The 18,509-nt window shown below is 42.7% G+C and carries 15 protein-coding genes; all 15 read left to right on the forward strand.

Annotation, left to right across the window (positions count from 1 at the left end; all coding sequences use genetic code 11):
• The first annotated feature begins 16 nt into the window (after positions 1-16).
• The 15 genes from WAE59_RS15175 to WAE59_RS15245 all read left to right on the forward strand — a co-directional run bounded on the left by WAE59_RS15175 (position 17) and on the right by WAE59_RS15245 (position 18,396).
• Positions 17-583: an RNA polymerase sigma factor gene (locus WAE59_RS15175; RefSeq protein ID WP_337856830.1), complete on the forward strand. Its 567-nt coding sequence runs from the start codon at positions 17-19 to the stop codon at positions 581-583.
• A 131-nt stretch (positions 584-714) separates the two neighbouring features.
• Positions 715-1,836, forward strand: a complete 1,122-nt coding sequence (locus tag WAE59_RS15180; protein WP_337856831.1) for a FecR family protein — start codon at positions 715-717, stop codon at positions 1,834-1,836.
• A gap of 158 nt (positions 1,837-1,994) precedes the next feature.
• The gene (locus tag WAE59_RS15185; RefSeq protein ID WP_337856832.1) at positions 1,995-5,369 is read left to right on the forward strand and encodes a SusC/RagA family TonB-linked outer membrane protein; all 3,375 of its coding nucleotides are present in this window, start codon (positions 1,995-1,997) and stop codon (positions 5,367-5,369) included.
• Between the two features lie 12 nt (positions 5,370-5,381).
• Entirely contained in the window at positions 5,382-6,836 is a 1,455-nt protein-coding gene (locus tag WAE59_RS15190; RefSeq protein ID WP_337856833.1) for a RagB/SusD family nutrient uptake outer membrane protein, read from the forward strand.
• Positions 6,837-6,851: 15 nt separating this feature from the next.
• Complete coding sequence (locus WAE59_RS15195) at positions 6,852-7,625, forward strand: DUF4843 domain-containing protein (protein WP_337856834.1); 774 nt, start codon at positions 6,852-6,854, stop codon at positions 7,623-7,625.
• 16 nt (positions 7,626-7,641) lie between these two features.
• Positions 7,642-9,189 (forward strand): PKD-like family lipoprotein, encoded by a 1,548-nt coding sequence (locus WAE59_RS15200; RefSeq protein ID WP_337856835.1) that lies wholly within the window; start codon positions 7,642-7,644, stop codon positions 9,187-9,189.
• 40 nt (positions 9,190-9,229) lie between these two features.
• Positions 9,230-10,618, forward strand: a complete 1,389-nt coding sequence (locus WAE59_RS15205; protein WP_337856836.1) for a TlpA family protein disulfide reductase — start codon at positions 9,230-9,232, stop codon at positions 10,616-10,618.
• Between the two features lie 73 nt (positions 10,619-10,691).
• Positions 10,692-11,843, forward strand: coding sequence for a TlpA family protein disulfide reductase (locus WAE59_RS15210; RefSeq protein ID WP_337856837.1), 1,152 nt, complete (start codon positions 10,692-10,694; stop codon positions 11,841-11,843).
• Between the two features lie 23 nt (positions 11,844-11,866).
• Positions 11,867-12,796: a retropepsin-like aspartic protease gene (locus tag WAE59_RS15215; RefSeq protein WP_337856838.1), complete on the forward strand. Its 930-nt coding sequence runs from the start codon at positions 11,867-11,869 to the stop codon at positions 12,794-12,796.
• Positions 12,783-13,925, forward strand: coding sequence for a thioredoxin family protein (locus WAE59_RS15220; protein WP_337856839.1), 1,143 nt, complete (start codon positions 12,783-12,785; stop codon positions 13,923-13,925). Before WAE59_RS15215 ends, WAE59_RS15220 begins: the two co-directional genes overlap by 14 nt.
• A 24-nt stretch (positions 13,926-13,949) precedes the next feature.
• On the forward strand, positions 13,950-14,195 hold the full coding sequence (locus WAE59_RS15225; protein ID WP_337856840.1) for a helix-turn-helix domain-containing protein: 246 nt from the start codon (positions 13,950-13,952) through the stop codon (positions 14,193-14,195).
• Positions 14,196-14,293: 98 nt separating this feature from the next.
• Positions 14,294-15,424 carry a DUF1573 domain-containing protein gene (locus WAE59_RS15230; RefSeq protein ID WP_337856841.1) on the forward strand — a complete coding sequence of 377 codons (1,131 nt, stop codon included), beginning with the start codon at positions 14,294-14,296 and terminating at the stop codon, positions 15,422-15,424.
• Positions 15,425-15,463: 39 nt separating this feature from the next.
• A complete protein-coding gene (locus tag WAE59_RS15235; protein WP_337856842.1) occupies positions 15,464-15,739 on the forward strand; it encodes a carbohydrate-binding module family 14 protein in 276 nt (91 codons plus the stop codon).
• A gap of 77 nt (positions 15,740-15,816) precedes the next feature.
• Positions 15,817-16,269, forward strand: a complete 453-nt coding sequence (locus WAE59_RS15240; protein ID WP_337856843.1) for a hypothetical protein — start codon at positions 15,817-15,819, stop codon at positions 16,267-16,269.
• Positions 16,270-16,275: 6 nt separating this feature from the next.
• A complete protein-coding gene (locus WAE59_RS15245) occupies positions 16,276-18,396 on the forward strand; it encodes an outer membrane beta-barrel protein (RefSeq protein ID WP_337856844.1) in 2,121 nt (706 codons plus the stop codon).
• Positions 18,397-18,509 lie beyond the last annotated feature (113 nt).

Below are 18,509 nucleotides of genomic sequence, written 5' to 3' on the forward strand. Positions count from 1 at the left end.
TAAATTGTTGGGGGCAATGTTGGCTTATAGTTCACTTTCAGATTTCGAACTGACAGACTTGCTGAGAAAGGATGATGCCTCCGCTTTTACTGTAATTTACAACCGCCATTTCGACGCCCTTTACCTGCACGCCTACAAGCGCTTGCAAGATAGGGATGAAGCGCAGGATGTGATCCATGAGCTCTTTGCCCAACTCTGGAACAAAAGAAAAGATTTTCATGTCAGGAGCAGCTTGTCTGCCTACCTCGCTACTGCCGTCCGCAATAAGATCCTGGATGTCATTTCCCATCAGGAGGTAGAATCAAAATATGTCAGTTCCCTACAGGGCTTTTTGGACGAAGGGCATTGCATCACCGATCATCGGGTGAGGGAACGGCAAATGCAGGAACTGATCGAACAGGGAATCGCAGATTTACCCCCGAAAATGCGCGAAGTCTTCGAACTGAGCAGAAAACACCAGCTCAGCCACAAGCAAATCGCCGAGCAATTGAACTTATCAGAACAAACCGTAAGAAAACAAGTGAATAATGCATTGAAAATCCTGCGTGTAAAGCTCGGTTTGATGCTATTTGTAGGTTTGTAATTAATTGTTTTATTTTTTTTCATTTTTTTCTACCCCATGCCTACCCCCTATGCCGTCTATACTTTAAAAGGGGGAATAATTGAGGGCTGAGAATGCCTGTATTTCCATAATCTGGAAAGAAGCTACCAAGAATGAAAGATATAGACGCAAAACAATTGTTAATTAAATACCAGCAGGGGACTTGTACGGAAAACGAACTTGCGCTTTTAGAAAGCTGGTATTTACAATATAAAGAAGAAAAGACCGATCTGAGCGCTGAAATGCTGGAAGAAGCGCGACAGAAAGTATGGGCCTCACTGCCGGTCCACCAGATTAAAAAATCAGTTAGCCTTTGGCCGGTCATGTCAGCTGTAGCTTCTATCGTGATACTGATCACAGTGGGGCTGTTCTTTTTTCGGAATGAACAAGAGCAGCTACCTGTTAGGAGAACCCATCAGGTGGTCAAAATCGTGCCCGGTGGAAATAAGGCAGTGCTAACCCTCGCAGATGGTACTAAAATATCCTTAAACGATGCTGCAAATGGGCAATTGGCGAACCAGTCAGGAATTGTCGTTACAAAAGCGAAAGATGGGCAATTGATCTATACGGTGAATAAAGCTGCGGGTGCCGAAAAACAACTGATCGGCTACAATACCATCAGCACCCCCCGGGGGGGCTTTTACCAGATCAATCTGCCAGATGGAACTAAAGTCTGGCTGAATGCGGCATCCTCATTAAAATATCCTACTGCCTTTACCGGTGGAGAACGTAAGGTAGAACTGACTGGAGAAGGCTATTTCGAAGTAGCACACCAGGCGGAAATGCCATTTAGAGTGGCTACAGGAAGCCAGGTGGTAGAGGTATTGGGCACACATTTCAATATCAACGCCTATGATGACGAAAATGATACGCGCACCACACTGGTGGAGGGCAAGGTAAGGCTTAGTGACGGTGCTGCCTATACTTTATTGAACCCGGGAGAGCAAGGGATTGCTTATAAGGGCAGGTTGAGGAAAACGGAAGTCAATACCGACGACATTATCGCCTGGAAAGAAAATAAGTTTGTTTTTAACAACGAAAAGCTGGGCAGTATCATGAGGCAAATTGCCAGATGGTATGATGTAGAGGTGGTTTGTCCGCCTGAACTGGAAGATATGGAGTTTTCAGGGACAATGCCCAGACATCGTAGTATCAAACAGGCCCTTAAGATCATGGATTTAACCGAAAGCGTTCACTTTAAGTTTGAAGGAAGGAGGATTACTGTGATGCCATAACCTCTACTTACCCAGACAGTAATCCGGAACAAAAAAAATCCAGGAGCGGTTGCGACGCCCCTGAATTGTGATTTACTCATAGAGTAATTGTTCGGGCAGGCTGTTCAAATAAATCAACTTACTAAACATTGGTTCCTAAACCCAAACAAAACAAATGTATGAATTTTTACATGACATTTAAGCGCTGCTTAACAGGCAGTGCCTATGCCAAGATATTATTGAAATTGAAACTGACCTTAATCATATTGATGACTGTAATTCTGCAGGTTAGCGCAACCGGCTATGCTCAGATTACGCTCAAGGAAAAAGGCGCTCCACTCGAACAAATCATACAAAAAATAAGAAAGCAAACCGGCTACGATTTCTTTTACAATGCGGCGATGCTCGCCCGGGCCAATCCGGTGACGTTGAACGTGAATGATGCCTCCGTAAAAGAGGTATTGGACATCTGCTTCAAAGACCAACCACTGAGGTACAGGATTGAGCAGAACACAATTGTGATCCAAAGTATCCCAACTTTCCCTGGAACGCTCGAAAAAGCCCCTATCCTGATCAATGGTAAGGTCCTTGACGAGACAGGTAAGCCCATTCCCGGAGCATCGATCAGGATTAAAGGCTCTGATGGAAGGGCGATAGCCAGCAGTTCCGATGGTACGTTCAGGATCGTGGTGAATACCGAGACAGATGTTCTGGTAATTTCCTATGTAGGCTATAAAACGCAGGAAGTAAAGCTGAGGGCAGGGCAAAACAGCATTACAGTGAACATGGTGCTGGAGGAAAATCAAATGAATGAAGTGGTGATCAGTACAGGTATCTTCAAGAAAGCAGATAAGAGTTTCACCGGGGCTTCTACTACGGTAACCGCTAAAGAACTGGCCCAATTTGGAAATAGAAATTTAATTACCTCTTTACGCAATATAGACCCTTCTTTTAACATCATCGAAAGCAATGCTTTTGGTTCCAATCCAAACCGTTTGCCTGAAATTCAAATACGAGGGAATTCGAGTATCCCTAATGTTGGGGAATTACAAGATGAAACGCGTGTGGGTTTAAATACACCGCTGATTATTTTAGATGGCTTTACCTCCACATTGCAGAAATTGTACGATATGAACGAAAATGAGGTAGAGTCGATCACGATACTTAAAGATGCGGCTGCGACCGCAATTTATGGTTCGAGAGGCTCCAATGGAGTGGTTGTGATCACTACTAAAGCTCCAAAGGCAGGTAAACTCCGCTTAAACTTCCGCTCAGACGTCAATATTGAAGCTCCTGATTTGACCGATTACAGCCTTTTGAAGGCAAGAGAAAAGCTTGATCTGGAATGGAAGGCAGGGTATTACAACAGTGCAAGAGCGGAAACAGATCTTCCTTTGAAAAGGTATTATAACTTTTTGTTAGATGAGGTAAACCGGGGAGTAGAAACGGACTGGATGGCATTGCCATTGAGGAACGGTATAGGTCAAAGACACAACCTGCGCCTGGAAGGTGGGGACCAGGCTTTTCGGTATTCTGCCTCAGCTCAGGTAAACAATATTCAGGGGGTAATGAAAGAATCTGGCCGTAATACCTTCAATGGAAATATCACATTGGCTTATACTTACAAAAATGTAAGATTCAGAAATAACCTTCAGGTTTCGCAGGGCAAGTCTGCGGAATCACCCTATGGTACATTTAGTGATTACAGCAGGATGAATCCCTATTGGAGGGCATATGATGACAAAGGTAAGGTGCTTAAGCTGGTCGGTGATCCCGGTAATACAGATTATAGCAATTACTGGAACCCGCTTCCTACAAACCCTTTATATAACGCTACGCTGAATACCTTTGATAAGTCATCAACTTCAGAGATCATCAACAATACTTCTGTAGAGTGGGATATCGTAAGAGATCTGATTTTGAGGGGGCAGATTGGGCTGACAAAGGGTACTGTACAATATGATAAATTTTTACCTGCTGATCATACCGCCTTCGCCAACTATGGGGTCGATGATGTATTTAGAAAAGGCAGCTACAATTATGGCATTGCCAATAACTTTCAATATGATGCTTCTTTAAACCTTCAGTACTCCAAAACAATTGCAAGTGACCACATCATCACTGCAGGGATGGACCTGAACGTCCGTCAAAATAAAAACTCACGATATAACTTTTTGGCGGAAGGTTTTCCGAATGCAAATTTTGACTTCGTGTCAATGGCTTTGCAATATGCAAAAGACGGGAAGCCAACCGGTTCTGAAAATTTAAGCAGGTCAATCGGTTTCACCAGTAACGTAAATTACATTTATGCCAATCGTTACTTTGTCGATGCTTCACTTCGTGTCGACGGATCTTCACAATTTGGAGCCAACAAAAGATTTGCACCATTCTGGTCTACAGGTATAGGTTGGAATTTACACAGTGAGAATTTTCTTGCCGACAATGAAATTGTCAACCGCCTGAAGCTTCGCGGTTCGGCAGGTATCACCGGTTCTCAGAATTTTAGTGCCTACCAGGCGTTGTCTACCTATCAGTACTATACGGATCAGCGCTATTTTAGCTGGATGGGTTCTTACCTGATGGGCCTGGGCAACGAGGATCTGCAATGGCAGCAGGCGATGAAATATAACGTTGGTATCGACGCGGAGTTCTTGAACAGGCGATTGAAAGTAACAGCAGATTATTACATACAAACGACCAATGACCTCGTTTCTTCAGTAAATTTGCCAGCTTCCAATGGGTTCTCCAGTTACATCGAGAACATCGGCCGCATGAGAAATAAGGGCTATGAACTGAAGGCAACCGGTTTTCTATTAAACGATCCAAAAAGCGTGGTATGGAGTGTGTCCGCAGCATTACTACACAATAGGAACAAAGTTTTGGAAACATCCAAAGCATTAAAGGACGCTCAGGCGGTGACACTCAATGGAACATCTGATCCCGGTATTTTATACATGGAAGGTTATTCGAGTAACGACATCTGGGTGGTACCTTCTTTGGGTATAGACCCAAGTACAGGAAAAGAACTTTATTTAGGTAAAGACGGCTTACCTACCTATACCTGGAAAGCAAGCGATATTGTGGCAGTAGGCTCCACAGATCCTAAGGTATTTGGTAATTTTAGTACGATGGTGCGTTACAAGGACTTTGCGATTAATGCCTCGTTCAGGTATACTGCGGGTGGGCAGCAATACAACCGGACCCTTGTGGATAAAGTAGAGCTGACAAGTTATAAATACAATGTGGATTCACGGGTGTATGATAGCCGTTGGCAGCAACCAGGAGATATCGCAGCTTTCAAAGGCTTATTGGTCACCTCACCAACTTATAAGACTTCTCGTTTTGTTCAGGACGAAAACACATTGATTTGTAACAACATCAATTTTCAGTACGACCTGAGGTCAAAAAATATCCTTCAGAAATTAAGGCTGGAAGCATTGAGCTTCACTGCCAATGTAGCGGAACCCATGTACCTGTCCACTATAAGAAGAGAGAGAGGAACTACTTATCCTTTCTCCAGGCAAATTTCTTTTAGCATCAACGGAACCTTCTAAATATATAGAGAGATGAAAAAAATCAGTTTAATCGTATTGACATTGTTTGGTATAATGTCAACCATTTCCTGCAAGAAATACCTTACAATTGTTCCTAAGACACAAATGCCCCAGGATGTACTTTTCAGCACAGAGGGCGGATTTAAGGATGCACTGACCGGGGTTTATATCCAAATGAAAGACAATAGCTCTTATGGCGGGGCTTTAACACAGACAACTATTGAGCAACTCAGCTCTAGCTGGGATGTAACCAGTAATGCTACAGACCAACGGCTGGGCCTTTTTAACTATACGGATGCTGGTGTACAATCTTCTTTTGAAGCAATTTACGCGCAACAGTATAAAATCATCTCCAGTGTTAATGCAATACTGGGGCAAATTGATTCGAAAAAAGATGTCTTTTCAACACCGGGCTTATATGAACTGGTTAAGTCAGAGGCATTATCCATACGTGCCTATTGCCATTTGGATATCTTGCGTCTTTTCGGCCCCATACCATCTGATCCTTCCAATGGAAATACACTTCCTTATGTAAGGGTTTTATCTACCAGTCCAAATGCGAGGATTCCCTTTGATGAATTTCAGACGCTATTGCTTAAAGATCTTACTGATGCGGAAGCTTTAGTAAAAGACATCGATCCAATTACTAAATATACGCTGGCCCAACTCAGGGCTCCAGGTATCTCTTCAGGTTTTAATCCTACGGATACCTATTTCGCTTATCGTTATCTCAGGATGAATTATTACGCAATTAAAGCTTTACAAGCCAGGGCATATTTATGGTTCAATATGACAGACAAGGCTTATGAAGCTGCAAAATTGGTAATTGAGGCAAAGAATGAAAATGGAACAACTAAATTTCGATTTGGTACTTCTGCAGACTTAACAATCAAAGATTTTGTTTTATCAAGCGAACATGTCTTTGGGTTGTATGATTTTGACATGTTTAATAAGTATACCAGCAGATACAGTACTGGTGTATTGAAAAAAGGATCGGCAGCTACTACCATTACAGCTCAACTTTATGGAACAACCGGAACAGATATTCGTGAAAGCGGGCTATGGGAATTGGTTACGTTGGCAAATGCCAGTAAAGTGTACGTGATTAAGAAGTACCAGGCTATTGATAGTAAACTGGTCACCGCATCTACGGATTTCAAGCAGATCCCAATGCTCAGACTGAGTGAAATGTATTTGATCGCTGCTGAAACAGCTCCTTTTACCGAAGGATTAAATTACTTCAAAAGTTTTAGAACAGCCAGAAACATTGGACAGTTGGTTCTCCCTGCCAATGCAGCAGCATTGAAAACGGAGATTATCAAAGAGTACAGGAAAGAATTTTATGCAGAAGGACAGGGTTTTTTCGCTTATAAAAGATCAAATATTGCAAAAGCAAGTTTTCTTTTTGCCCCTTCTGCTGCAACAATTAATTATCTCGTTCCCCTGCCAAAAACAGAAGCCATTTAATAATCCATAAGAGAGATGAAAACATTAAAGTATTTAGTGATCGTTATGGCTGTCTTTGCTGTAGCATCATGTAAAAAAGACCAATATTATTTATATAATGATGTCGCAAGACTGCAGTTTGGACCTGATCCGGCACGTATCTATCAGACATCTTATAATTTGGCAGATACACTGAAACCTTACACTTTTTATTATGAAGACGCCACTGTAAAAGAAGACACCGTGTTTTTTGACATCTATGCAATTGGTGGGATATCTAAAATCGACAGAACATTCACACTGGCGCAAGAGCAACTGCCGAATGCGCTGAACGCTACTTCCGGGACGCATTACGTGCCATTTACTGATCCTCGGGTGAGCAAATTTTATGTGATTAAAGCCAACACCGTTCACACGAAGGTTCCGGTAATATTATTAAGGGATGCGAGTCTGAAAACCACAACCCCTAAATTAAAATTCAAAGTAGTGGCTGATGCCAATTTTCAGGTAGGCGAAATCAATAACCTGTGGAGAAAAGTTGAATTCACAGATAGGTTAAGCCAGCCTGCTGCCTGGAATGCATCATTTACACAGTATTATTTTGGAAAATATAGTGTGGTCAAGCATCAGTTTATGATCAATACTACCGGAGACAAATGGGATCAAACCTTCATTGAAGCGGTATATGCTGATCTATCCTTATTGCAATATTACATCGCAGTAGTAAAGGCAGCTTTGATCGATTATAATAATGCCCATCCGGGTAATCCACTCAAGGATGAAAATGGTGAACTGGTAATACTTCCTTAACCCTAAAGCAGAAACAATGAAAAATTTATATATCATGCTATTCTCAGGAATGGTTTTACTTTTAGCTTCCTGTGCAAAGGATAAGAGCAATTATGATTATGCACCAAAAGAAAACATAAGCATCACCGGACTTGAACCAAACTATACAGTCATATCAGAAAAAGACCGCCTTGTCATTGACCCCGTTGTATCTACTACTGATCCAGATGCGCAACTGGAATACTTATGGGGTATTTATGAAACGAATGTACAGGGATATGCTCCTGTATTGGACACACTTGCAAAGACAAAAAAACTCGACTACGCAGTTAAGCAGCCCGCAAAAGGTTGGGTTCTGGTGTTGAGGGTGACCAATAAAAATACCAGGTATGCTCAATATTTTACATCAGGCATAAATATCGTTACAGAATTCACAAGAGGCTGGTATGTGGCTAAAGACGACGGCGTTCAAACTGACCTCGATTTATTCCTTACCCCAACCTCATTGGTACCTTCCAGCGTCCGTGAGAATGTTTACAGTTTTGTAAATGGGAATAAAATAGACGGTAAAGCAAAAATCATGAACTTCTTTAGCAGTTATAAATCTATTGTTACGGGTACCTTAGGGAATACAAAAACTTTGGTTTTGGTAACAGATAAGGATATCTCAGCAATGAATATCAATACCCTCAAACCGATAAGGACCTTCAATACGCTGTTTTTTGAGCCGCCGGCGGTGAAATCTCCCGACTATGCTTTTTATGGTTCACAAGCTTATTACGTCATAAACGATGGTCAATGCCATGCGATTTATAACATGTCTTCCAACGATGGACGTTTTGGTGCCAGAAAAATGAAGGACGATCTAAATACCCCTTATCATCTGTCTAAATACTTTATTGGAAGTTCATATAGTGATCCCTACTTTTTTGATGAAACCAGCAGTTCATTCCTCTCCATGTCGATGGGCTATGGGCCTGTAATGACAGCAATAAATGATGAGACAGGGACCACCATGTCCGCAAAAAATAACAATAAAACGGTATTGTTCCTTGGGTTTAAATCTGCGACCTACATTCCTGCGCCAACATATGCCTATAATACCGTTGGATTCGCTGTGTTTCAGGATAAGACAAATCCTGCGTTGAAAATCCTGTCTGAGCTTGCTTGCGTAACCACAAAAATTAAAATAACGAATGATACGCTGAAGACAACTGATAAGATCTATAATGCCACAAATTATACGTTGTTGAATGGTGATGAAAATATCATTTATTTTTCAGTGGGCAACCAGATTTGGAGCCGAAACCTGAGTAGTAAATCTGAAATACTACAATTTACGATCCCAGCGGGAGAAGAATTGACTTTTATTCGCCATAAGAAATATACCGAGACCGGCTACGCATACAATTATGTAATGATCGGGACTAAGTCCGGAGCAAATTACAAAGTTCGCATGTTTAATAAGTCTTCCGGGAGCTTAGAAACGACACCGGCAATTACTTTAGAAGGCAAAGGCATTGTACGTGATGTGATGTACATGTCTCCCACAGTAAATGAAAGTACTTATGGTAGTACCTACTAAAAATACGCAACTGATAACCACACATAAATAAAAAACAATCATGCTTAAACAACTATTTGGAACAGCTGTAATGCTGGGCCTGGCCACTGCTTCGCTTTTTGCGCAGGCACCGGTAGAGATCACCGGAGTTCTGGTCAAGAAAAGAATCACTCCCGTAAAACTATTTAAAGTAGTAGAGGGAAAACCTGTTGAAATTTCCAACACTACCCCTGAAGAGAAGGGGAAATTTGGGTTTATTTTCTATCCGGAATACGAAGGCCTGTATGTGATCGGTACCGGTACTGTAGGCAGTCCCAACGACAACTATAAATTCTATTTTAAAGCAGGTGATAAATTGTCGGTATCTATCCTGGATTCCAGCTATGTACTGACAGGTAAACTGAATTCCAAAGAGAATATTGTACTCACACAATGGCATGACCTGGTGCATCCGATTGAGCACAAATCAATTAATTTCATGAAAACACAAAGTACTTTTGTTGATTTCTTCCCTGTTCTGGAAAGTACTACTGCTAAATCCAAGACCTTTCTGAACGGAAAAGCTACAGGTAATGCCAAATTTGATAAAAATATCAAACAATATATGGCTTGGGACCTGGCCAGTTATGCGACCAATTTCATCAACACCCCGCGCTCTGCCCACCCTGCAGTGGAGGAATACAGCCCTTATTATGCAACCTTAAAAGCTGAAGATTTTGCGCGTAACACCGCAAGTATCTATGCATATCCATGGGGAAGCCGGACGCTTTCCGGCTTGGTAAGTCTCAATTCCAGGCAACAAAACATCAAATACCTGCCGGGTGTAGAAGGATTAAAAAATACATTCGCATTCATCCCTAATGATACCCTTAAAGGGGACGCTCTGCTGGACAGGTTTGCTGGTCTGAAAAGTTATAATGACTACAAAGACATGAACGATGCCTTTGGCAAATATGTGATCACTGCCAGCCAGAAAAAGAAAAATCTGGACATCCTTACCCCATTACTTACGCTTAAACCTGGTGATGCAGCGTATGCATTCGCTTATCCCGACAAAGAGGGGAAAACAGTTTCTATGGCCTCTTTAAAGGGTAAAGTTGTGCTGGTAGATGTATGGGCAACCTGGTGCGGGCCTTGCAGGGCCGAAATCCCTCACCTGAAAAAACTGGAAGAGGAAATGAAAGGCAAAGATGTAGCAATCATCAGCCTGTCTACCGATGCAGTTACCGACAAGGAAAAATGGCTCAAGATGATCAAAGATGAAAACCTTGGCGGTACACAGTTGTTTGCCGGTGGACCAGGAAATGAATTCTCTCAGTATTATAAAGTGAATACCATTCCGCGTTTCCTCGTATTCGATAAAGAAGGGAAAATCGTTACTGTGGATTCGCCCAGGCCATCTAATCCGGCTTTAAAAGCACTGCTTGAAAAGACGCTGGCAGCCAAATAATATATCCAAGAAAGAAGGGTTGAGACATCGGTGTGCTCCATGCTATTGCTCAACCCTTTTATACATGCCAAATATGAAAAAATACCTATTTCTAATTGCAGTTATGCTATTTTTAAGTCGTTTTTCAAACGCACAATCGGATAGTATTCAACTCTCCGGAACGCTCAAGGGATTGGGAAATAACAAAGTATGGATCTCCTATACAGATGCGAAAGGCAAAAGTCAGTATGCAGGTGCAGAAGGTAATGCAGACCATTTTTCCTTGCATTTAGCTGCCGGGCAAACTCCCCTGGCAGCAAGACTGATGATATCCTGGCCAAAAGATCCCGAAGCAAAACCTTCTATGCCGAGTCCACCTTTAAATTTCTTTATCGGGAATAAAGATCTGCGCGCAGAAGGGGATGCCCATGTCCTTTCGGTAGCCAGGGTAACAGGTGATGCTGAAAATAATGCCTATGCTGCTTTAATCCAGCAGACCGCCAAAGGAGAAGCCCGGTATCAGGAACTGCTAAATAGGCTGTCTCAAAAGATGTCTACGGCAGATTCACTAAAAATGCACGAAGAAATCCGCCAGATTTTTAAGGACAGCATGGCTGCCCAGAAGAAATTTATCAACAGTCATCCTGACTTGTTTGCCTCTGTCTTTCTCCTAAGCCGTATGGCAAATATGTATACCGCCGATCAGTATCAGTCGGCCTGGAACGCCCTATCAGGCAAGTATAAAGACACCCCACAGGGAGGGTCCATCACCGCTACATTGCAGAAACTTGCGCCAACTATGGCGGGCACTCCGGTTTTTACTTTTGAACGTACAGATAAAGAGGGCAATAAAGTGAGTCCGGATCTGCTAAAAGGTAAGGACTATCTCCTGGACTTCTGGGGAAGCTGGTGCGGACCATGCAGGGCCAGTCATCCTCACCTCAAAGAACTCTACAGAAAATACCATGCGAAAGGATTTGAGATCATAGCAATAGCCCAGGAAAGGGGAAAAACACTGGACCTATCTAAAGCTAGTTGGCTGAAGGCGATTCAGGAAGACCAGATCAACTGGCTGCACGTGCTCAACCAGGATGGTATTGAAAAGCAGGATCTCGTAAAGACCTTCCATGTGAACGCCTTCCCGACAAAGATCCTGGTAGGTCAGGACGGTAAAATCCTATTGCGGGTAACCGCTAGTGCAACCGACGACATCGATAAAGCATTGGCTAAAATCTATGGCTTTTAAACAATACGACGAAACCTCAACAGATGAAAAAAAATTACCAATCTCCCTTTTTCCTCGTCATGCTCCTGACCATGCTGACCAGGATGTCCTTTGCACAGCAGTCGAAAGAGCTGGCCATTATCCCTTTTGAAGACCATAACGGAACCATTATCCTGACGGTGAAACTAAACGACTTCCCCCGCCCTTTGAAGCTCTTGTTTGATACAGGTGCAGATGGAATGGCGCTGAGTAAATCCCTGGCAGACTCTGTAGGCCTCAAAGTATCGCGTACGCAGAATGCCTCAGTAGTAGGTGGCACCATGGAGATTTCAGTATCCCAGGGCAATACTGTTCATCTGGGAAACTTTGATTTCAAAAACCAGAGCATCGCCATATTCAAAGAGATGCACCGGGAAACTGATGGCATTATCGGCAATACCCTGGCTAAGAATTACATCACCAAAGTAGATTACGATAAGAAAGAGATCAGACTCTACAGCTTTGGCGACTACACCTACGAAAAAGGTGGTACATCAGTACCTTTTACCATTCCTTCCGGAGTGTTCATTTTGCCGGGTACACTCAGTATTACCGCGGATCAACCTCATGCTGGCAGTTTTGTTTTCGATACCGGAGCCTCCTATAGCCTCATTTGTTTCCGGCCATTTGTCAAACAAAACAAGTTACTGGTGAGCGGGTTCCAGTCTGAAAGTCATGGTAGTACGACCAGTATTGGCATCACTACCCCTACCTTCAGCGGAAAGGCGCAATCTTTTTCTTTCGCAGGAATGCCTGCAGTTAAGAACATGTCAGTCACGCTCATGGCAGGTGGCGGACAAAGCGAAAGCTGGAACCCCGGATTTGATGGATCGATAGGTGTGAGGCTCATCAGCCGCTACAATTTCACCATCAACATGGCAAAAAAAGAAATCTATTTCAACCCTAATCAAAGCTATAAAAATGAAAAAATTTAAATTATTGTGCAGCTTTTTACTGGCCGTAATGACCCTATCCCTGAGCGCTCAGGAAGCGCAGTTTAGTAAAGCAAACAGTTGGGCCGAACTTTTGCAACAGGCGAAAAAGGAACACAAGATGGTGTTCATCGATAGCTATTTTGTGGGCTGTCATCCCTGCAAACAAATGGACGATGAGGTGTTTCCACTTCCTCAGGTGGTGAAGCTGATGGGCGAAAATTTCATCAGCGTGAAGATTGATTTTTTAAAGGATGATCTGGGTAAGCAATTGCAGATTAAATACGGCGTTACGGGCTTTCCAACTTTCCTGCTACTGAACAGCGAGGGACAGCTTGTATCCAGATTTTCAGGTTATCAGGAGGCAGATAAATTCCAAAGCAAGCTGAGTGATGCAGTTGCTGCTGCTAAAAAGGGTCAGGTCATGGCCGGTTTCAATGCTGCTTTGGATGTTAATTATCCCGACTTTTACAGGGCGTTTTTTACCGAGAGAAAAGCCATCAATGCAGAAGAACTTTCGGGCTTCCTGAGTGGAAAAGACATGATGAAAGAAGCAGATGCAATGCCTTTTCTGATGAGCCGTTCTCTGAGTCCTGAATGGTCAGATTACCTGTTGAAAAACTACAGGAGATTGGAATCCATGTATGGAAAAGAACTGATAGCCTCGCGCAGAAATGCCATCATTTTTGCTAAACTGAAAAATGCTGTCCCAGTTCGTGATGATGTAAAGTTCGAAGCATTCTTGAATGAGGTAAAGCCTCTTTTCTCCAGCACGGATTGGCCCTATGCCAAATTGGATATCGCGGAGGAGTATTTTTACAGGCAACAAAAAGATCGTAAAGCATTTTTTAGGTATGCAGCCAAAAACTACAATGACGATGACAATAAACTGAGGTATATGGCAATGTACCTTTCGCTTCCGGATGTAGATGCTGAAGAGAAAAAACTATATGCGGAATGGATGAAATTGGTTGTACAAGAAAACTCGAGTTATGCTGTATTGGCTAGCGCGACAAGTATCATGAAAAATCAGGAAGACATGCTGCAGGCAAAACGATATGCCAGATGGGGATTGAAAAAAGCAGCACTAATCAATAAGAGCGATAAAATGTTTCAAAGTGTCCTGGATTAATCAGACCCTAAGCTAATCATTCAAATGCGCGAACAATTAACGATCAACTCAACCAGTATGGGCGACTATATACGGACGCTGCGGCAACAAAAAAAATACTCCCAATATTTTATGGCCAATGCCATAGATATCTCGCAAAACTCCTATTGCCTGCTGGAAAATGGCCGTACCAATCTGAATGTAGAACGTATCGTCCAGATCGCCGCCGTGTTTCAGTTACAGGCGGAGGAATTTTTTGATGGATATTTCAGATATCTGCATAAATCCTAAATGAAGGGTAATTGCTGTTAATATGATAGAAAGAATCTATTGTTGTTGTTAATTTTAAGCTCGATCTTTAATTAACTACAACAATAGATCATCATTAAATGACAACTTTATCATCATCCGTAAGTTTTCCAGTTAAACTTCAAAAATTGCTGCTCATATATCTCGGAATACTCATGTTATGTGTTGCTTCCTGTAAATCACCGGCAGAAGAAACAGTACTTCGAAATACCTCTTTGTTCAGCGGCTTTGAAAAAGCTGGTACATCAAATAAAGGGCTTATCCTGGTCTCCAACAAATCAGGTTGCAGCATGTGCGAATTGTTCGAAGTAGACCTGATGAAGGACCAGAACTATGCGCAACATATTTATAAAGATTTTGTGATCCAGCGTATTGATGAGAATGCAACTGGCAGCAAATGGCTCTCAAGAATACTCAATCGGGGCAGTTTTCCTATTTTTCTCTTTTTTGATACAGAGCGCAAGTTGATCGGGATTGAAATGGGGACGGTGAAGAAGCCTCAGATGGAAAAGCTATTGGAAAAAGTCAGAAAAAAGGAAGTGTGGGTTGACCATTACTATCAACCTGGCGCCGAAAGTAAAATGCAGTCTTCAAGACTTTTGCAATACGTCGGAGGCCTGATTGAAAGCCAGTATTTTTGGGATCAGTATGGCCGTAATAAAGACAGCGTAGCTTTGACGGCAATGCCCGAACCTTTAAATCGCAGCCTGAGTGCCTATCCATCTTTCTATAACCGCTATTTGCTGGCAAAGTATTATAACACGGTAAAGGATGATCAAAAAGCGAGAGAGACCGCACTGGTTGCACTTGCTGTAGAAGATCCATCCGCTTTGTATTTTAATTCAGGACTACGTACTGAAATGAAAATGCTGGTTGACGCCAACTACAATGTCTATAGTGACGCATATATAGGTCTGTCAGATACTGAACAACAACTCGGAAAGATCAAATTTGGGGAACAAAAAACAGTGGATTTCTCCATTAAGAATATCGGTAAGCAAGACCTGATTTTAAATAAGATCATCACAGATTGCGACTGTACGGTTGCAGATTATCCGAAAACCGCCATTAAACCCGGCACAAATGGTATCATACACGTCAACTTCACCGCTAAAAGGTCAGGCGAATTTACACACATGCTGGAAATTGGTGCCAATGCCAGCAACTCTCCGCTACAATTGACCATAAAAGGATTGGTATTGGGCGATTAATCTGAATTATCTAATCTAAAACCATTAATAAAAACAATTATGAAGAAAATGTTTCTTTCTGCATTGCTACTGATCTCTATGGCAGGAGCGGGCAAAGTAGCCGCTCAGCAGGACATTCCCGGTGGACCATGTGGTTATTGGGGAGAAGGTGCCATGGGGGCCAGTTCTATTTATTGCTCCAACTATTTTATCTGTGGCCCAGACCTGATCTGGCATAGGTATGTCTGTCCCCCGGGATTGGATTATAATGAAAATACGGAGACCTGTGACTGGCCGGATCTGATCGTCCACTATTGCGGATGCTACGAAGATTAAAGAAGGAAAATTAGTTTACCGATTATCGGATATGTCAATAACGTGTCCGATAATCTTTTATAGAAAAAGATTTAGAAATGTATAAAAAACTTGTTTTATCAGTATTAATCCTGGCCTTAGGAATTCCCGCCCTCAGCCAGGCTCAGGAAAGTGTCGTGGTCGGCACTTCAAGGGGGAGCGGAATGGCACCTACCAAAGTTTTTTTTCAGAAAGTAGTCCTTTTGCTGGACGCAGAGACCATGAAACCCTTGTCCGGACTCAAATTTTCAATTGCCCGTTCCGGAACCATCATCACCGCAGGTAAGACGAATGAACTGGGTTACGGATTGGTACGATTCGGTATGAACAATTATTATTCGAAGGTTGAAATCAATATGAACGACAACAAATACAAAAATCCTGAATGGAAAGAGGACCGTAATTCAATTGATTATAAACCACTGGATTCCATGATCAACTTTCGTTCTAAAAAGGATGTGGTAGATACTGTAAAAGTCTTGCTGCGTAAAGTTTCAAAGGCAAAGCATTAGACCGCAATGCGCTGGACAAAAATGCTGTTGATTGGTGTTGTTTTCTCCGCCTGTGCAGGAAAAACCTATGCTCAGGAGAAACCTGTAGAACTGAAAACTGTTACCATTTCAGTGCCCAAAAAGGCACTGAAAGAAACGGCCAGGGGAAGCACTTTAGACCTGACCAAAATACCAGATGCTAAATTCTGGACATTGGCAGATGCACTCCAGCAAATTCCGGGTATAGAAGTGGATGAGGCTACCGGTAAGATTACCTACATGGGGAAGGAGGTTGCAGTTCTGCGCGATGGCCTTGCCGTTGCGGGCTTTGATCAGCAGATTGCCAACACCCTGGGTACCGGAAGTGCAGCTGCATATGACAAAATAGAATTGAACCTGTTTGACCTCCGAACGGAGCGGCCCACAGTAAGTTTTGTGGCCACGACTTATCAGAAAGGTTACTTTGGTAATGTGGGAACTGCTTTAGGCAGCAATTCCAGTACCTTTAACGCTTCGTTGTCCCTGAGTAAAAAGAAGCACCTTTTCAACATCATCCCTTTTGCTTCTTTAATGTATGCCCCTAAAAGTAAACAAAACTGGGAAACAGATTATTACCATGAAAATTACCAGGAGTTTAGGAAAACGGAGCAGCAGCGTAACCATTCCGGAAGTACCTCGCTGGGTATCAATGACAGTTATTTTATTGCCCCCGCCCATACTTTAAATACATCCTTTAACTATTCGCTGAACAACAGTGTTTACGACATGCTCAGTACCAATGAGCAGTACCAGGCAGGTGTATTGTCGAGCAAGGCCAACATGCTGCTTAAAAATAGCGGCCCCGCCGCTAAAAACAATGTCATGAAGGCTAATGTAAGCTATGTCTACAAGCCAAAGGCCAGTGCTTATTCCAGCAAGCGTTTTGATGTTTCATTTGAATTGGAACGTAAAAATACCAGTAACGCAACTGATGCCATTTCAACAACCCTTGCCGGTGAATTTAAACCCCATAGCAATTATCAGAGCATCAACAGCGGAGGTGAACGTGGCATGTATGCTTTGACAGGTTATGAATATCGGCACAAGAAAGCAGGGAATTTTGAAGCAGTATTAAAATATTTCAACAGAACGCTGTACAAGGCTTATGACTACATTTATCAAGCGAATGCTGCTGGTGCCGACAGTACCATTTTTCAGGACAACAACATTACTTATAATTATGCGGCCTTTCTGCTCTCCTGGGACCGGGCATTCCGTGATTTTTCCATGCGCATGGTGCTTAAAGAAGATTATAGCCATGATTATATTCAGAACTTAAAAGGCAGGGATAGAGTAGGTTTTATGACTTTTTCACCTTATCTGTCTGTGCTGAGAAATATAAAAACGGGTAGTTTGCGCTTCGAAGCCCAGTATTCACAGCGTCGTCCCGAACTGATGAGTATGTCGACCATCATTAATTACGGAGGCCAATACAGCATCAGCGGGATGCAAACCATAGGTAATCCAGCGCTGAAACCCGCTAAAATACTGGATCTTTCAGGCACTGTGAATACTGTTGTCAGCGATGTCGGGATTGTTGCGACCGGACGGTTTGCCCATACCCTAGATGCAATTTCCCAATACAGGCTTGCGGTAGATAGTACTATTGTTCAGACTTACCGTAACCTTTCGTCATCGGACCAGTATAAAACAGATGTTTCCGTTAACTTTTTTCTGCTGCCCCGACTTACAGGCCAACTGTCGTCCAACCTTAGCTTTGTGAATTTCCACCTCACTGAAAACAAAGTGCAGAAGACCTTGCAATGGGGAGAAGCACTAAGTTTTGGTTATACCCCGTCTCCTAATCTGCGTCTTAAAACCGGGCTGAGCTACAATGGGGGAACTAGCTTTCAATTGAAGATTCCGGCTCGTTTTGGCTCTAATTTTTCTGCGGCCTATGTCCGGGGAAAGCTGAGTTTTTCCTGTTTGATCAGCAATTTTCATCAACCGTATTTCATCAATGAAAACATTGTCAAGGCAGATGGTTATCAGATGCACTCTTACAACAGCAGCCGGAGACTGATTGGCAGTTTCAATGTGTCTTACCGATTTGGTAAAATCAGCCGGAGTAATGACAGCGCAAGGGATATTGTAAAAGATGACATGTAATGATGAGCCGTACCTGTATCCGTCTCCTCTCCGTCTCCTCTCCGTCTCGCGACCGACTAAACGTATGATTTGACGGTGTAGATACGGTGGATGATGGGGAAGGGGAATTCGAG

Origin of the sequence: Pedobacter sp. GR22-6, from assembly GCF_037402555.1 — a bacterium.
Taxonomy (GTDB): Bacteria; Bacteroidota; Bacteroidia; order Sphingobacteriales; family Sphingobacteriaceae; genus Pedobacter.

Excerpts from the sequence above, each read along its gene's own strand:
- WAE59_RS15175 (WP_337856830.1), top strand. The coding sequence starts at position 17 with ATGTTGGCTTATAGTTCACTTTCAGATTTCGAACTGACAGACTTGCTG.
- WAE59_RS15180 (WP_337856831.1), top strand. The coding sequence starts at position 715 with ATGAAAGATATAGACGCAAAACAATTGTTAATTAAATACCAGCAGGGG.
- WAE59_RS15185 (WP_337856832.1), top strand. The coding sequence starts at position 1,995 with ATGAATTTTTACATGACATTTAAGCGCTGCTTAACAGGCAGTGCCTAT.
- WAE59_RS15190 (WP_337856833.1), top strand. The coding sequence starts at position 5,382 with ATGAAAAAAATCAGTTTAATCGTATTGACATTGTTTGGTATAATGTCA.
- WAE59_RS15195 (WP_337856834.1), top strand. The coding sequence starts at position 6,852 with ATGAAAACATTAAAGTATTTAGTGATCGTTATGGCTGTCTTTGCTGTA.
- WAE59_RS15200 (WP_337856835.1), top strand. The coding sequence starts at position 7,642 with ATGAAAAATTTATATATCATGCTATTCTCAGGAATGGTTTTACTTTTA.
- WAE59_RS15205 (WP_337856836.1), top strand. The coding sequence starts at position 9,230 with ATGCTTAAACAACTATTTGGAACAGCTGTAATGCTGGGCCTGGCCACT.
- WAE59_RS15210 (WP_337856837.1), top strand. The coding sequence starts at position 10,692 with ATGAAAAAATACCTATTTCTAATTGCAGTTATGCTATTTTTAAGTCGT.
- WAE59_RS15215 (WP_337856838.1), top strand. The coding sequence starts at position 11,867 with ATGAAAAAAAATTACCAATCTCCCTTTTTCCTCGTCATGCTCCTGACC.
- WAE59_RS15220 (WP_337856839.1), top strand. The coding sequence starts at position 12,783 with ATGAAAAAATTTAAATTATTGTGCAGCTTTTTACTGGCCGTAATGACC.
- WAE59_RS15225 (WP_337856840.1), top strand. The coding sequence starts at position 13,950 with ATGCGCGAACAATTAACGATCAACTCAACCAGTATGGGCGACTATATA.
- WAE59_RS15230 (WP_337856841.1), top strand. The coding sequence starts at position 14,294 with ATGACAACTTTATCATCATCCGTAAGTTTTCCAGTTAAACTTCAAAAA.
- WAE59_RS15235 (WP_337856842.1), top strand. The coding sequence starts at position 15,464 with ATGAAGAAAATGTTTCTTTCTGCATTGCTACTGATCTCTATGGCAGGA.
- WAE59_RS15240 (WP_337856843.1), top strand. The coding sequence starts at position 15,817 with ATGTATAAAAAACTTGTTTTATCAGTATTAATCCTGGCCTTAGGAATT.
- WAE59_RS15245 (WP_337856844.1), top strand. The coding sequence starts at position 16,276 with ATGCGCTGGACAAAAATGCTGTTGATTGGTGTTGTTTTCTCCGCCTGT.